The organism is Castellaniella sp., from assembly GCF_041675725.1.
Lineage (GTDB): Bacteria > Pseudomonadota > Gammaproteobacteria > Burkholderiales > Burkholderiaceae_B > Castellaniella.
On sequence record NZ_JBAYTI010000031.1, the window covers coordinates 1 to 15,402 of the forward strand.

Below are 15,402 nucleotides of genomic sequence, written 5' to 3' on the forward strand. Positions count from 1 at the left end.
GCCATGGCCTACAAGCATTCGGTGGGCCAGCCCTTCATCTATCCGCAAAATAATCTGTCTTACACCGGCAATTTCCTGCGCATGATGTTCGCCACGCCCTGCGACGAATACGCCGTCAATAACGTGGTCGAGCGGGCCCTGGACCGCATCTTCATCCTGCATGCCGACCACGAGCAGAATGCCTCCACGTCCACGGTGCGTCTGTGCGGTTCGTCGGGCACCAACCCGTTTGCCGCGATCGCCGCGGGGGTCGCCTGCCTGTGGGGGCCGGCGCACGGGGGGGCCAACGAAGCCTGCCTGAACATGCTCGAGCACCTGCTGGCCAATGGCGGGGTCGAAAAGGTCGGCCAGTTCATGGAGCAGGTCAAGGATAAAACCTCGGGCGTGCGACTCATGGGCTTTGGCCATCGAGTCTACAAGAACTATGATCCGCGGGCCAAGCTCATGCAGGAAACCTGCCGCGAGGTGCTCGATGCCCTGGGCTTGCAGGATGACCCGCTCTTCAAGCTGGCCATGGAGCTCGAACGCATCGCGCTCGAGGATTCCTATTTCGTCGACCGCAAGCTGTATCCAAACGTCGATTTCTATTCGGGGATCGTGCAGCGGGCCATTGGCATTCCAACGTCGTTGTTCACGGCCATTTTCGCCCTGGCGCGCACGGTCGGCTGGATTGCACAGTGGAACGAGATGCTGTCGGATCCAGACTACAAGATCGGCCGCCCGCGCCAGCTGTATTCAGGCGCGGCCAAGCGGGACGTGAAATAGCGTCTCCCGGTCTCCTTGGTCAACAAGCGGCTCGAGCTGGCACCGGGTACGCGCTTTGCCGCGGCCATGGGGTTGGGGCTGCTCGTGCTGGGCGCCGTCCTGTGGCTCGCACTCTGGCAGCCCTGGCTGGGGGTCAATCTGTACTGGGATCCGGCGGCGCAGGCCGGCCGGGTGCGGGCCAGCCACGGGCCTGGTGCCGGGGTGGCGGCCGGTACGCAAGTGGCCGCCATCCAGGGTGACGGGCGTTCACACCGCTTCGAGGCACTGGACTTCGTCGTCGAGCCCGACGGCAACCTGGTCAATTACGCTGGATATCGCCGGTTTCTGCAGAATCAAGGTCTGCTGGCCCGGATTCAGGCGGCGCCGCAGCTCGAACTGGTGACGCCCGATGGGCAGCGCCTGCCGATCGCCCCGGCTACGCACCGTCCAGCCTGGGATCTGCCGGCCGACTTCTGGGTGCAGTGGGTCGTAGGCTTGCTGGCCTGGACGATTGCCGCCGGCGTCTGGGCATTCCGGCCGCACAATGTGGCCGCGCGCTACATGCTGATCAACGGGGCGACGGTGCTCCTGTTTGCGCCGGGGGCCGCCGTCTATACCACCCGCGAGCTGGCGATTCCACTGCCCGAGTTGCTGGTGCTCAAGACCATGAACTTCGGCGGCGGCCTGCTGTTTTGCGGCAGCATGGTCGCCTTGCTGCTGGTGTATCCGCGCCGCATCGGGTGGCGGGGGCTGGGGCTTCTGGTCATGGCCGCATACGCGGCGTGGTTCGTGCTGCAGGCCCAGGGCGCATTCGATTCGATGATTCTGGGGCGCCGCGTCCCCGTCTTCGTAGCTTTGCTGGCGGTGACGTGGCTGGCGGCGGTCCAGTGGGTGCGCTCGGATCGCGATCCGGTGGCGCGGGCGGCGCTGCGCTGGTTTCTGTTGTCGTGGCTGGTGGGCATCGGCCTGTTCGTGCTGCTCGTCATGGTGCCCCAGGTGCTCGAAGTGGATACCGGCGCGCTGCAGGGCTACAGCTTCCTGCTGTTCCTGGTGATTTACGGCGGGATGGTGCTGGGCATTCTGCGCTTCCGGCTGTTCGACCTGGGCCTGTGGTGGTTTCGCACGCTCGCCTGGATCGTGGGTGCGCTCATTCTGGTGTTCCTGGACCTGCTGTTCCTGTATCAGATGCGATGGACTGCGGAATGGTCCCTGAGCGTATCGCTGCTATTGTGCGCCTTGCTGTGGCTGCCGTTTCGCAACTGGCTCTGGGGGCGTGTCATGCATCCGACGCCACCCACCAGACAGCTCTTCAGCCGGGTGATGCACGTGGCGCTCGCGCCTACCGACGGCCAACGGGCCGAGCGCTGGGGGGCTCTGCTGCGCTCGCTCTTCGATCCGCTGGAGATCCGGCCGGGGCCGTCATGCACGGCGGTCGGCATCGAAGACGACGGCATCTGCCTGCGGCTGCCCGCCGTGGCGCACTCTCCGGCACTTGTGGTCCGCTATCCCGGGGGGGGACGGCGCCTGTTCGATTCGACCGACATCGAACTGGCCGGGCAGTTGGTGGACATGCTGCGCCATGCGGAGGAAAGCCGCCATGCCTACGAACAGGGCAGCCGCGAGGAGCGCAACCGGATTGCCTGCGATTTGCACGACGACGTGGGGGCCGTGCTGTTGACCGGCATGCACCAGACCAGCCTGGCTGCGGCGCGCGAAAGCATGGGGCAGGCGATCGACGAGATGCGCATCATACTGCGTGGCCTCAGCGGCCAGCATCATCCGCTGGAAATGGTCGAGAGCGACCTGCGCCACAAGCTGGGCGAGCGCCTGGACGCCGCGGGCATCCAGATGGCCTGGCGCGGTCTGGACGGGGCCGCGGCGTCCGGCCTGCAGTTAGACTACATCGTCTACCGGAACATCGTGTCGGCCTTGCGCGAGATCGTCAGCAACATCATTCGCCATGCACACGCGACCCAGGTCGAAGTCCAGCTCGATCTGATGGGCGGATATCTGGGCATCGAGATATCGGACAATGGCCGTGGCTTTGACGTCGATGCCGCCCGTGGCCAGGGGCTGGGCTTGCCGAGCGTGCGCCGGCGCATCGAAAACCTCGAGGGCAGGATCCGCTACGCCAGTGGCCCCGGCGGTACGACGGTGGTGTTGCAAATCCCGCTGCAGCCCTGAATCGGCGATGCCCACGGGTTGGGCCGCCGCCGGCGAACATTGCCGCATTACCGCGGCGGCTTGATCAGCCCCAGACGTTGGGCCTGCAAGGCGGCTTGGGCGCGCGAGGAGATGTTCAGCTTGCGATACAGGTTCTTGATGTAGCTGGCCACGGTCTGCGGGGTCAGCTGCAGGTGTTCGGCGACGTCGTTGACGCGCATGCCGCGGCCGATGAGCCCGAGGATCTCGGTTTCCCGGGGGCTGAGCACGGATCGGGTCGGTGGATCTTGAGGCCGTGCGGGGGGCGCCTGGTGCATGGCCTTGAGGATACGCCGGGCGATGGGCGGCGACAGCGGCGGTTCGCCCTGGCCGATGCGGCGCAGATACCGGACCATGTGCGCCATGTCGTGGTCCTTGAGCAGGTAGCCCTGGGCGCCGACACGCAGGGCCTCGAAGACCGAGTCATCGTCATCGTAAATTGTGGTCACGATGGGCGTGATGTCCAGGGCATGGCAGTCTGGGATGAGCTCCAGGCCCGAGCCATCCGGCAGGCGCAGATCGATCAGGGCAAGCCCATGGAGGCCGGGATATTGCCGGCGCTTCTGCTCCATGCAGTGGCGCGCCTGCGCCAGGGTGGCGGCACTGTGCACGTTGATGCCTGGAAACGCCCGTTCCATAGCCTGTTTCAGCCAGTCGCGCGTGGCCGCCATGTCTTCGATGACGATGCCGCACGAGGGCAGGGCGAAGGCGCTGGTGTGCGCTGAATGGTCCGTCTGGGGCATGGGAGAATGTCGTGTCCGCTTTCAGGTGTGTGGGCTGTCAGATGGGCTGGGCGGCTTCCTGTTGGGCATCCACGACCGCCAGGGCCGCCATGTTGACGATCCGGCGCACAGTGGCGCTGGTGGTAAGAATGTGCACCGGGCGGGCCGCCCCCAGCAGAACCGGCCCCATGGCCACCCCGTGGCTGCCGGTCATCTTGAGCATGTTGTAGGTGATGTTGCCGGCGTCCAGGTTGGGGGTGATCAGCAGGTTGGCCGGGCCCGACAGGGTGCTGTCTGGGTAGGCTTTCAGGCGGATGGTTTCAGACAGCGCCGAATCGGCGTGCATCTCGCCGTCCACTTCCAGCTCGGGGGCGCGTTCGGCCACCAGCCGGCGCGCTTCGGCCATCTTCAATGACGACGCCGTGGGCCGGCTGCCGAAATTCGAATGCGAGAGCAGGGCCACTTTGGGCACGATGCCGAAGCGGCGGACTTCTTCGGCCGCGAGTATGGTCATGTCGGCGATTTGTTCGGCGCTCGGGTCTTCGTTGACGTGGGTATCGCAGACGAACAGCGTCTGGGTGGGCAGCATGAGCACATTCATGGCGGCGTACGTGCGCGCGCCGGGGCGCAGGCCGATGACTTCCTCGACGTAGCGCAGCTGGTTGTCGAAGCGGCTGGCCACGCCGCAGAGCATGGCGTCCGCGTCGCCGCGTTGCAGCAGCATGACGCCGATCAGGGAATTATGCTTGCGCACCATGGCTTTCGCGATGTCGGGGGTGACACCCAGGCGCCCGCGCATCTTGTAGTAGGCCATCCAGGTTTCGTTGAAACGGGCGTCGTCTTCTGGGTCCACGATCTCGATGTTCTGCCCTGGAACCAGGCGCAGGCCGAATTTGTGGATGCGCATTTCGATGACCGCGGGCCGGCCGATCAGAATGGGCAGTGCGAATTGTTCGTCGAGCACGGTTTGTGCCGCGCGCAGGACGCGTTCGTCTTCGCCGTCGGCGAAAATCACCCGCTTGGGCGCCGACTTGGCCTGATGGAACAGGGGTCGCATGAGTTGGCCCGAGTGGTACACGATGCTCATGAGCGACTGGCGGTAGGCATCCATGTCCTCGATCGGCCGGCGCGCCACGCCCGAGTCGGCCGCCGCCTGGGCGATGGCCGGCGCCACCTTGATGATCAGGCGCGGATCGAAGGGCTTGGGGATGATGTAGTCTGGCCCGAAGCTCAGGTCCTGGTCGGCATAGGCGCCGGCGACTTCGGCATCCGTTTCGGATTCGGCGAGCTCGGCGATCGCCTTGACGCAGGCCAGCTTCATGTCTTCGTTGATGACGGTGGCGCCGCAATCGAGGGCGCCGCGGAAAATGAACGGGAAGCAGACGACGTTGTTGACCTGGTTGGGATAATCCGACCGGCCGGTGGCAATGATGCAGTCCGGCCGCGCGGCCTTTGCGAGTTCGGGTCGGATTTCAGGTTCGGGATTGGCCAGGGCCAGAATCAGCGGCCGGTCGGCCATGCTGCGCACCATGTCTTGCGTGAGCACCCCCGGGGCGGAGCATCCCAGGAACACGTCGGCGCCTCGGCAGGCGTCTGCCAGTGAGCGGGCGTCGGTGGCCCGGGCGTAACGCGCCTTGTTGGGCTCCATCTGGGCGTCGCGCCCGGGGTAGATGACGCCGCGCGAATCGACCACGGTGATGTGCTCGTGGGCCACGCCCAGCTTCACCATCAGGTCCAGGCAGGCGATGGCCGCAGCCCCGGCCCCGGAACTGACGATCTTCACCTGGCCGATGTCCTTGCCGACGATCTTGAGCGCGTTGAGCAGGGCTGCCGAGGAGATGATGGCCGTACCGTGCTGATCGTCGTGGAAGACCGGGATCTTCATGCGCTCGCGCAGCTTCTTTTCGATGTAGAAGCATTCGGGTGCCTTGATGTCCTCGAGGTTGATGCCGCCCAGCGTGGGTTCGAGCGCGGCAATGATGTCGACCAGCTTGTCGGGATCGGTTTCGTCCAGTTCGATGTCGAAGACATCGATACCGGCGAACTTCTTGAACAGGCAGCCCTTGCCCTCCATGACCGGTTTGGACGCAAGCGGACCGATATTGCCCAGGCCCAGCACGGCCGTGCCGTTGGAGATGACGCCCACCAGATTCGCCCGCGACGTATAGCGCGCCGCAGCGGCGTCGCCCTCTGCATGGATCGCCATGCACGCCGTTGCCACCCCCGGCGAATAGGCCAGGCTGAGGTCATCCTGATTGGCCAGCGGCTTGGTGGGCACCACGGAGATTTTCCCCGGCGTGGGGTAGGCATGATAATCCAATGCGATTTTGGCGCGTTCGTTTTCGTGATCCATGGTGAAATCTCCTTCGAGGCGTGCGGGTGTGCTTGCCGGCCAACGCCGATGGGCGGAAAGTGGCGTGTTTTCTGGCCTTCAGTTTAAATCTGCAGGGCAAGACAGGTATACTTTAACCTTAATACGGCATATGCAAGGCGTCGTACCCAGGCCTTCTGCCCCCTGCTATCCGCTTTACGGTCTGGCCGTGCCGCGGAAGGTTGATCAATCTGCATCGTTTCGGGTGAAGCACCCGTCCAGGTGAAGCATACAATGTCCTCTCAGCAAGAACTTCTTTCCAATTCCTATTTATTCGGTGCCAATGCACCCTACGTCGAAGACCTCTACGAAGCCTACTTGAATGACCCCGGGTCGGTGGCCGACCAGTGGCGTTCATATTTCGACCAGCTCCAGCATCAGCCGGCGGTCGACGGGCGCGAATCCACGCACGACCAGGCGCATGCGCCCATTGTGGCGTCATTCGTGCAGCGGGCGCGCGACAACGCTTTCCAGATCCGCCCGGCCGTATCGACGGATCACTCCCTGGCCATGGCCGGCAAGCAAGTGTATGTGCAGTCCATCATCGCGGCCTACCGGTCGCTGGGGGTGCGCATCGCCCAGCTCGATCCACTCAAGCGCCGCGACCGCCCGGACATCCCCGAACTCGACCCGGCCTTCTATGGCCTGACGGAAGCCGACCTGGACCAGGTCTATTCCGCAACCAACACGTATTTCACCAAGGCCGACACGATGACGCTGCGTGACATCGTCAAGGCCTTGCGCGACACCTATTGCCATGACGTGGGTGCCGAATTCATGTACATCGGCGACCCGGCCGTCAAGCGCTGGATACAAGAACGCCTCGAGTCCACGCGCAGCCTGCCCGAATTCACGGCCGAGCAAAAGCGCAATATTCTGCAGCAGGTCACCGAAGCCGAAGGCCTCGAACGCTTTCTGCATACCAAGTACGTCGGCCAAAAGCGTTTCTCCCTCGAAGGGGGTGAAAGCTTCATCGCCGCCATGGACGAAGTCGTCAACCATGCCGGCGCCAGCGGCGTACAGGAAATCATCGTCGGCATGGCTCACCGCGGGCGCCTGAACCTGCTGGTCAACATTATGGGCAAGATGCCCGGCGATCTCTTCGCCGAGTTCGAAGGCAAGCACAACGACACGCTCACCGATGGCGACGTCAAGTACCACAATGGGTTTTCCAGCGACCTCGCCACGCGGGGGGGGCCGGTACACCTGTCGCTGGCCTTCAATCCGTCGCATCTCGAAATCGTCAACCCCGTGGTCGAGGGCAGCGTGCGGGCGCGCCAGGATCGCCGCAAGGATGCGGCGGGCGACCAGGTGCTGCCGGTACTGGTCCATGGCGATGCCGCCTTTGCCGGCCAGGGGGTAGTCATGGAAACCCTCAATATGGCGCAAACCCGTGGCTATGGTACCGGGGGTACGCTGCACATCGTCATCAACAACCAGATCGGCTTCACGACGTCCGACCCGCGCGATGCCCGATCCACGCTGTACTGCACCGACGTCGCCAAGATGATCGAGGCGCCCATCTTTCACGTCAATGGCGACGACCCGGAAGCGGTGGTCTTCGTCACCCGGCTGGCGCTGGATTTCCGCCAGCAGTTCAGGCACGACGTCGTGGTCGACATCGTGTGCTTCCGCAAGCTGGGCCACAACGAGCAGGACACCCCATCGCTCACCCAGCCGCTGATGTACAAAAGCATCGGCAAGCATCCAGGCACGCGCAAGGTGTACGCCGATCGTCTGGTGGCGCAGGGCGTGCTCACCGAAGACGAACCCGATCAGATGGTCAAGAACTACCGCCAGCTCATGGAAGACGGCCAGCGTACGGTCGAACCGGTGCTCACCGACTACAAGAACAAATACGCGACAGACTGGTCGCCTTTTCTTGGGGCCAAATGGACGGACCACGCCGATACCGGGGTGCCGCAGGCCGAACTCACCCGCATCGGCGAGCGCCTGACCCAGGTCCCTGACGGCTTCACGGTACATCCACTGGTCAAGAAGCTGTTGGCCGATCGGCTGGCCATGGCCCGGGGCGAACATCCCATCGACTGGGGCATGAGCGAGCACCTGGCCTATGCGACCCTGGTCAGCAACGGCTATGCCATCCGCCTTGCCGGCCAGGATTCCGGCCGTGGCACCTTCACGCACCGTCATTCCGTATTGCACGATCAGAACCGCGAACGCTGGGACGCGGGTGCCTATGTGCCGCTGCAGAACGTCTGCGAGGGCCAGGCGCCGTTCGACGTCATCGACTCCGTCCTGTCCGAGCTGGCCGTCCTGGGCTTCGAATACGGCTATGCCACCGCGGAACCCAATGTGCTGACCATCTGGGAAGCCCAGTTTGGCGATTTCGCCAATGGCGCCCAAGTGGTCATCGATCAGTTCATTACCTCGGGCGAGGCCAAGTGGGGCCGTCACTGCGGGTTGGTGCTGATGCTGCCGCATGGCTACGAAGGGCAGGGGCCCGAGCACTCGTCGGCCCGCATCGAACGCTTCCTGCAGTTGTGCGCCGACAACAACATCCAGGTCGTGCAGCCCACCAACGGTGCGCAAATCTTCCACGTGCTGCGCCGCCAGATGATTCGTCCGTTTCGCAAGCCGCTGATCATCATGACGCCCAAGTCGTTGTTGCGCAACAAGAGCGCAACGTCGTCGCTGTCCGATCTGGCGACGGGGTCCTTCCAGACGGTCATCGGCGAAACCGATGCCAGCCTGGCCCCCGAAGGCATCAAGCGGGTTCTGATCTGTTCGGGCAAGGTCTACTACGACCTGCTCCACGCGCGCGAAGAGCAGGGGCGGTCCGATATGGCCATCCTGCGCATCGAGCAGCTATACCCCTTTGCGCACAAGGCTTTCCAGACCGAACTGCAAAAATACCCAAATGCCCGGGAGCTGGTCTGGGTGCAGGATGAGCCCCAGAACCAGGGGCCGTGGTTTTACATACAGCACCATTTGTACGAGAACATGACCGAAGGTCAAAGATTGGGGTATGCAGGTCGCCCCGCTTCGGCTTCGCCGGCCGTGGGCTATCTGGCCAAGCACCAAGAGCAGCAGAAGGCACTTCTCGAGCAGGCATTCGCTGCGCGGCTCAAGAGCTTCTCGCTGATCAAATAAGCAACCCCCTTTCAGACTCATACGGAAATCCCATCATGGCCATTACAGAAGTTCACGTCCCGCAGCTGTCCGAGTCCATCTCCGAAGCCACGCTGCTTCAATGGAAAAAGCAGCCAGGCGAAGCCGTGCAGGAAGACGAGATCCTGATCGAAATCGAAACCGACAAGATCGTTCTCGAAGTGCCGGCACCGGTGTCGGGGGTCATCACTGAAATTGTCAAGGGCGACGGCAGCACGGTCGTCTCCGAGGAAGTCCTGGCGCGGATCGATACCGATGCCAAGGCGGCCGCGCCGGCGCCCAAGCCAGAGGCCGAAGCGCCCGCCGCGCCAGCGGTTGCGCCGCCCGCTGAAGCGCCCAAGGCGGCGGCCACGGCTGCGGCGGTGGCCTCGCCGGCGGCCAGCAAGATCCTGTCCGAAAAAGGGCTCGATGCCGCCAGCGTGGCGGGCACCGGGCGGGGCGGCCGCGTGACCAAGGGCGATGCTCTGGCCGCGTCGGCGCCAGCAGCCAGCCAGGCCCAGGCCTCCGCGGCCAGCCAGACGCCCGCGGCCGGCATGCCAGTCAGCCTCGACGGGCGCCCCGAGCAGCGCGTGCCCATGAGCCGTCTGCGGGCGCGCGTGGCCGAGCGCCTGATCCAGTCGCAAACCGAAAACGCCATCCTGACGACCTTCAACGAGGTCAACATGCAGGCCATCGTAGATCTGCGTAAAAAATACAAAGAGGCCTTCGAAAAGGAACACGGCGTCAAGCTGGGCTTCACGTCATTCTTCGTCAAGGCGGCGGTCGCCGCCCTCAAGCGCTATCCGGTCGTCAACGCCTCGGTCGATGGCAAGGACATCATCTACCACGGCTATTTCGACATCGGCATTGCCGTGGGCAGCCCGCGCGGCCTGGTGGTGCCGATTCTGCGCAACGCAGACCAGCTTGGCATTGCCGAGATCGAAAAGCAGATCGCCGATTTCGGCCAGCGGGCGCAAGATGGCAAGCTCACGCTCGACGAACTCACGGGCGGTACCTTTTCCATCTCCAACGGCGGGGTGTTCGGCTCCATGCTGTCCACGCCCATCATCAATCCGCCCCAGTCCGCCATACTGGGCATTCATGCAACGAAGGAGCGGCCCGTGGTCGAGAACGGCCAGATCGTGATCCGGCCCATGAACTACCTGGCCCTGTCCTACGATCATCGCATCATCGACGGGCGCGAGGCCGTGCTGGCGCTGGTGGCCATGAAAGAGGCCCTGGAAGACCCCCAACGCTTGCTGCTGAACGTCTAACGAGAAACCACCATGGCAAAACAATTTGATGTCGTCGTCATCGGGGCGGGTCCCGGTGGCTATATCGCGGCCATTCGGGCCGCTCAGCTGGGCCTGTCGGTGGCCTGCGTCGATGCCTGGTCCAATGCGGCCGGCAAGCCGGCGCCGGGGGGCACGTGCACCAATGTCGGCTGCATTCCGTCCAAGGCGCTGCTGCAGTCTTCCGAGCACTACGAGCAGGCGCGCCTGCATCTGGGCGACCATGGCGTCGTCATCCAGAAAGTGGGGCTCGATCTCGAAAAGCTCGTCGGCCGCAAGGATACGGTGGTCAAGCAGAACAACGAGGGCATTCTGTTCCTGTTCAAGAAAAACAAAGTGTCCTTTTTCCATGGCCAGGGGTCGCTCGTCGCCAAGACGGACTTCGGTTGGGCCGTCAAGGTGGCGGGCCCAAACGAAGAAGACCTCGAAGGCCGTCACGTCATCGTGGCCACGGGCTCCAGTGCGCGGGCCCTGCCCGGCCTGCCCTTCGACGAGGAAAAAATCCTCTCCAACGATGGCGCCTTGCGCCTGAAGGCCGTTCCCAAGACGCTCGGTATTATCGGCGCCGGCGTGATCGGGCTCGAGCTCGGCAGCGTGTGGCGCCGCCTGGGGGCCGAAGTCACGCTCCTAGAAGCCATGCCGGATTTCCTTGCGGCAGTGGACCGCGACGTCGCCAAAGAGGCACAGAAGGCCCTCACCAAGCAGGGCCTGGTGATCCATACCGGGGTGCGCATCGGCGAGATCCAGGCCACCGGCAAGAAGGTGGCCATCCCCTATGTCGATGCCGCCGGCAAGGAACAGGCCCTGTCGGTCGATCGCCTGATCGTGTCCATCGGCCGGGTGCCCAACACCCAAGGGCTGGGCGCCGATACGGTCGGCCTGAAGCTCGATGAACGGGGCTTCGTCGTGGTCGATGACGACTGCCGCAGCAATCTGCCCAATATCTGGGCCGTGGGTGACGTCGTGCGCGGCCCCATGCTGGCCCACAAGGCCGAAGAAGAAGGCGTCGCGGTCGCGGAAACCATCGCTGGGCAGCATGGCCATGTCAATTTCGACACCATCCCCTGGGTCATCTACACCGCGCCCGAAATCGCCTGGGTCGGCAAGACCGAGCAGGCGCTCAAGTCCGAGGGGCGCGATTACAAGGTGGGCAGCTTCCCGTTCATGGCCAATGGCCGTGCACGGGCGCTGGGCGACGTGACCGGCTTCGTCAAGATTTTGGCCGACGCCCGCACCGACGAGGTGCTCGGCGTGCACATCGTGGGGCCCATGGCCTCCGAGCTGATTGCCGAGGCGGTGGCCATCATGGAATTCCGTGGTGCGGCCGAGGACATTGCGCGCATTTGTCATGCGCACCCGACCTTGTCCGAGGCCGTCAAGGAAGCCGCCCTGGCTGTGGACAAGCGTACGCTCAACCTGTAGCCGTTGCATGGATGTCAGTGCGTACTACGCGCAGGCGCTGCGCGAGCGGGGCTTTGTCGCCGACAAAGCCCAGCAGGCGGCCGTGCGCCGCCTGCTGGGCTACTATGATGACTGGATCGTCTTCAAGCAGCAGCGCTCGAATCGCCTCAAGAAGCTTTTTCTGCACCCCGAGGTCCCACGCGGGGTCTACCTGTGGGGCGGGGTGGGGCGCGGGAAAAGCTTTCTCATGGATGCGTTCTATCTCACGGTGCCGGTCAAGCGCAAGGTGCGCCTGCATTTTCACGAATTCATGCGCAGCGCCCACCAGCAGATTCGTGAACTCAGCGGCCAGACGGATCCTCTCGACCACGTGGCGCGAAAAATCGCCGAGCGCTACCGCCTGATCTGCTTCGATGAATTCCACGTATCGGATGTGGCCGATGCGATGATTCTCTACGGATTGCTGTCGGGTCTGTTCGAGCACGGGACGTCTTTCGTCATGACGTCGAACTACGAACCCTCCACGCTGTATCCCAACGGCTTGCACCGGGACCGCATCCTGCCCGCCATCGAACTGATTCAGAAGAAAATGGACATCCTCAACGTCGATGCGGGGGTGGATTACCGGCGCCTGGCGCTGGCCGAGGTGCGGACCTACATCACGCCGATCATGGCCGCCACCCACGACGAATTGCGCGCCACCTTCGAGCGGCTTGCGGATACGGCGGAGCAAAAGCCGGTCCTGCAGATCGCCGGGCGCGAGATCCAGGCCGTGGCCTTGGCCGGGACCGTGGTCTGGTTCGATTTTGCCAGCCTGTGCGGTACGCCCCGCTCACAGAATGACTACCTCGAGCTGGCCAGCCGCTTCCAGACGGTGATTGTGTCGGATGTGCCGTGCATGAGCCCGCGCCAGGCATCCGAAGCCCGGCGCTTCACCTGGCTGGTCGATGTTCTGTACGATCACAAGGTCAAGCTGATTCTATCGGCCCGATGCCCGCCCGACGCGCTCTACGTCGATGGCCCCCAATCCAACGAATTCCCGCGCACGGTGTCGCGCCTGCTCGAGATGCAGTCGCGCGAGTACCTCGAGGAAACGCGCCGGGCGCTGGTTACTTTGTAGCAGGCGGGGGCAGGGACGCCGTGCTACCTCCCCCTTTTTTTAGTGGAACACAGGCATGAATACGAACAAAGTCCGGGTCCTGACCGGCATCACCACCAGCGGGACACCGCATCTGGGCAATTATGCTGGGGCGATTCGGCCGGCCATCGAGGCCAGCACGCATGCCGAGGTCGACGCGTTCTTTTTTCTGGCGGACTATCACGCGCTGGTGAAGTGCGACGACCCAGCCCGGGTGGCGCGTTCGCGGGTGGAGATCGCCGCCACCTGGATTGCAGCCGGTCTGGACACGGATCGGGTGACCTTCTATCGACAGTCCGATATCCCCGAGATTCCGGAACTCTGCTGGATGCTGACCTGCGTCACGGCCAAGGGGCTGATGAACCGCGCCCATGCGTACAAGGCCTCGGTGGATGCCAATGCCGCCCGCGGCCAGGAGCCCGATGACGGCATCAATATGGGGCTGTTTTCATATCCGATCCTGATGGCGGCCGATATCCTGATCTTCAATGCTCACAAGGTCCCGGTGGGGCGCGACCAGATCCAGCATCTGGAGATGGCGCGCGACATTGCACAGCGCTTCAATTACCTGTATGGCGGTTCTGGAGATCTGTTCGTACTGCCCGAGGTGCAGGTCGATGAGTCCGTCGCCACGCTGCCTGGCCTGGATGGGCGCAAGATGTCCAAGAGCTACGACAACACCATTCCCTTGTTTGAAGGCGGGCGGGCCGCGCTCGAGCGCGCGGTGGCGCAAATCGTGACGGATTCACGCCAGCCTGGCGAGCCGAAACAGGCCGAGGGTTCGCATTTGTTCACCTTGTATCAGGCCTTTGCCACGTCGGCCGAAGTGGCCCGCTTCAAGGCGCAGCTCGAGGCCGGCCTGGCCTGGGGGGATGCAAAAAAAATGCTGGCCGACCGGATCGAGGCGCAGATCGGCCCGATGCGGGCGCGCTATGCCGAGCTCATGGCCCATCCCCAGCAAATCGAGGACATCCTGCAGGCGGGCGCCCGCAAGGCCCGTCAGGAAATCCTGCCGTTCATGGGGCGCCTGCGGATGGCGGTCGGTTTGCGCTCGGCCGCCGTTTCGGTGCCGGCCGATACGGGGGCACAGGCTGTTGATGCCACCGGTGCGGCCAGTGGTAAAGAAAAGCAGGCCCGGTGGGTGTCATTTCGCGAGACGGATGGCCGATTTCGCCAACGCCTGTTTGCTGCCGATGGCCGCGCATTGCTGCTGACCGAGGCCTTCGACGATCCCAAGGCGCTGCATGCGCTGGTTCGCGCCGCAGCGCACCTGGATCCGACCAGCCTGCTGGCCGATGCCGATGGCATGGTCAGCCTGGTGGTCGATGGGCGGTGCCTGGCCCGGGCCCACAAGGATGACGTGGCCGATATTTCAGCGGCCCTGGCCCAGCTCTGAATCGGCCCGGGGGTCTGCGGCGCAGCGCTCGGCCAGAAGGCACAGTATTTCGTACATGAGGGTCGCCCCCACCAGCGCCGTGTTGCCGCTGGGGTCGAATGGCGGCGCGACTTCGACCAGGTCGCCACCGATGAAATCCAGCCCGCGCAGCCCGCGCAACAGGGCCTGGGCCTGGAGGGTGCTGATCCCGCCGACTTCGGGGGTACCCGTACCGGGCGCATAAACCGGATCGAGCCCGTCGATGTCGAACGACAGGTAGACTGGGCCATCGCCCACGACCCGGCGGACCTCGGCGATCACGGCTGGGACGCCGAGCTCGGTGAATTCTTCGATGAACATCACGCGCATGCCGTGCTCGCGGGAATAGTCCCAGCCCGCCGGCGTGTTCTGTGCCCCGCGGATACCGATCTGTATGGTGCGCTGCGGATCCATGACGCCCGCCTCGGTTGCCTGGTGGAATGGCCCGCCGTGGTGGAACTTCGAGCCCATGAACGGCCCCCAGGTATCGGTATGGGCGTCGATGTGAATGATGCCCGGCGCACGGGTGCCGGGTGGCGAGCCCGCGTACAGGCCGGCGAGAATGGGAAAGGTGATCGAGTGGTCGCCCCCCGCGCTCAGGGGGCGTACCCCGGCGCGCCCCAGCTGATGATAGAAACCGCTGATGGCTTCATAGACGGCCGGGTGATCATAGACGTGCGGCAGGGGGACGTCGCCCAGATCGGCCACCCGGCATAGTTCGTAGGGGTTGAGGCGGGTGACGTGATGAATGGTGCGCATCATGCTGGAGGCGTTGCGGATTTCGCGCGGCCCGTGGCGGGCCCCTGCGCGGTTGGTGACGCCACCGTCATAGGGAACACCGACCAGGCCGATGTCCACGTCGGCCGGGTCGCTGGCCAGGGGAGTGCGCATGAAGGTCGCGATCCCCGTGTAGCGGGGCGCCGACATCGCGCCGGTGTCGGTTTCCCGGTGGGGATGGGAGGGTGTGCCTGATTTCATGGGATGATGACTGCGGGTAGCCGGAGCGG

General features: G+C 64.2%; 10 protein-coding genes. 7 read left to right on the top strand and 3 right to left on the bottom strand.

Translation table 11 applies throughout. From position 1 onward, the window contains the following. The coding region (locus WCZ84_RS07960) for a citrate/2-methylcitrate synthase (RefSeq protein ID WP_372685734.1) at positions 1-765 on the top strand (765 nt) is incomplete at its 5' end. Between the two features lie 15 nt (positions 766-780). Further along, positions 781-2,928 carry an ATP-binding protein gene (locus WCZ84_RS07965; protein ID WP_372685735.1) on the top strand — a complete coding sequence of 716 codons (2,148 nt, stop codon included), beginning with the start codon at positions 781-783 and terminating at the stop codon, positions 2,926-2,928. Positions 2,929-2,975: 47 nt separating this feature from the next. Here the strand turns inward: WCZ84_RS07965 and WCZ84_RS07970 are convergent, their stop codons facing one another. Together WCZ84_RS07970 and WCZ84_RS07975 are read right to left on the bottom strand one after the other, a co-directional pair. Then, positions 2,976-3,689, bottom strand: coding sequence for a LuxR C-terminal-related transcriptional regulator (locus WCZ84_RS07970; protein ID WP_372685736.1), 714 nt, complete (start codon positions 3,687-3,689; stop codon positions 2,976-2,978). 37 nt (positions 3,690-3,726) lie between these two features. After that, on the bottom strand, positions 3,727-6,021 hold the full coding sequence (locus tag WCZ84_RS07975) for an NADP-dependent malic enzyme (protein WP_372685737.1): 2,295 nt from the start codon (positions 6,019-6,021) through the stop codon (positions 3,727-3,729). 252 nt (positions 6,022-6,273) lie between these two features. Between WCZ84_RS07975 and WCZ84_RS07980 the strand changes: the two genes are divergently transcribed. From WCZ84_RS07980 to WCZ84_RS08000, 5 genes are read left to right on the top strand one after another with little or no spacing between them, the layout of a single operon-like run. Further along, positions 6,274-9,153 (top strand): 2-oxoglutarate dehydrogenase E1 component, encoded by a 2,880-nt coding sequence (locus tag WCZ84_RS07980; protein WP_372685738.1) that lies wholly within the window; start codon positions 6,274-6,276, stop codon positions 9,151-9,153. Between the two features lie 35 nt (positions 9,154-9,188). After that, on the top strand, positions 9,189-10,424 hold the full coding sequence (gene odhB, locus WCZ84_RS07985; RefSeq protein WP_372685739.1) for a 2-oxoglutarate dehydrogenase complex dihydrolipoyllysine-residue succinyltransferase: 1,236 nt from the start codon (positions 9,189-9,191) through the stop codon (positions 10,422-10,424). 12 nt (positions 10,425-10,436) lie between these two features. Beyond that, entirely contained in the window at positions 10,437-11,864 is a 1,428-nt protein-coding gene (lpdA, locus tag WCZ84_RS07990) for a dihydrolipoyl dehydrogenase (RefSeq protein WP_372685740.1), read from the top strand. Positions 11,865-11,871: 7 nt separating this feature from the next. Beyond that, complete coding sequence (gene zapE, locus WCZ84_RS07995; protein ID WP_372685741.1) at positions 11,872-12,963, top strand: cell division protein ZapE; 1,092 nt, start codon at positions 11,872-11,874, stop codon at positions 12,961-12,963. Between the two features lie 55 nt (positions 12,964-13,018). After that, positions 13,019-14,377, top strand: a complete 1,359-nt coding sequence (locus tag WCZ84_RS08000; protein ID WP_372685742.1) for a tryptophan--tRNA ligase — start codon at positions 13,019-13,021, stop codon at positions 14,375-14,377. Here WCZ84_RS08000 and speB read toward each other — a convergent pair. Then, positions 14,354-15,373: an agmatinase gene (gene speB / locus WCZ84_RS08005; RefSeq protein WP_372685743.1), complete on the bottom strand. Its 1,020-nt coding sequence runs from the start codon at positions 15,371-15,373 to the stop codon at positions 14,354-14,356. The genes WCZ84_RS08000 and speB overlap by 24 nt on opposite strands. Positions 15,374-15,402 lie beyond the last annotated feature (29 nt).

What these genes read in the sequence shown, in the direction of transcription:
- lpdA (WP_372685740.1), top strand. Translation starts at nt 10,437, where the DNA reads ATGGCAAAACAATTTGATGTCGTCGTCATCGGGGCGGGTCCCGGTGGC.
- zapE (WP_372685741.1), top strand. Translation starts at nt 11,872, where the DNA reads ATGGATGTCAGTGCGTACTACGCGCAGGCGCTGCGCGAGCGGGGCTTT.
- WCZ84_RS07980 (WP_372685738.1), top strand. Translation starts at nt 6,274, where the DNA reads ATGTCCTCTCAGCAAGAACTTCTTTCCAATTCCTATTTATTCGGTGCC.
- WCZ84_RS08000 (WP_372685742.1), top strand. Translation starts at nt 13,019, where the DNA reads ATGAATACGAACAAAGTCCGGGTCCTGACCGGCATCACCACCAGCGGG.
- WCZ84_RS07975 (WP_372685737.1), bottom strand. Translation starts at nt 6,021, where the DNA reads ATGGATCACGAAAACGAACGCGCCAAAATCGCATTGGATTATCATGCC.
- WCZ84_RS07970 (WP_372685736.1), bottom strand. Translation starts at nt 3,689, where the DNA reads ATGCCCCAGACGGACCATTCAGCGCACACCAGCGCCTTCGCCCTGCCC.
- odhB (WP_372685739.1), top strand. Translation starts at nt 9,189, where the DNA reads ATGGCCATTACAGAAGTTCACGTCCCGCAGCTGTCCGAGTCCATCTCC.
- speB (WP_372685743.1), bottom strand. Translation starts at nt 15,373, where the DNA reads ATGAAATCAGGCACACCCTCCCATCCCCACCGGGAAACCGACACCGGC.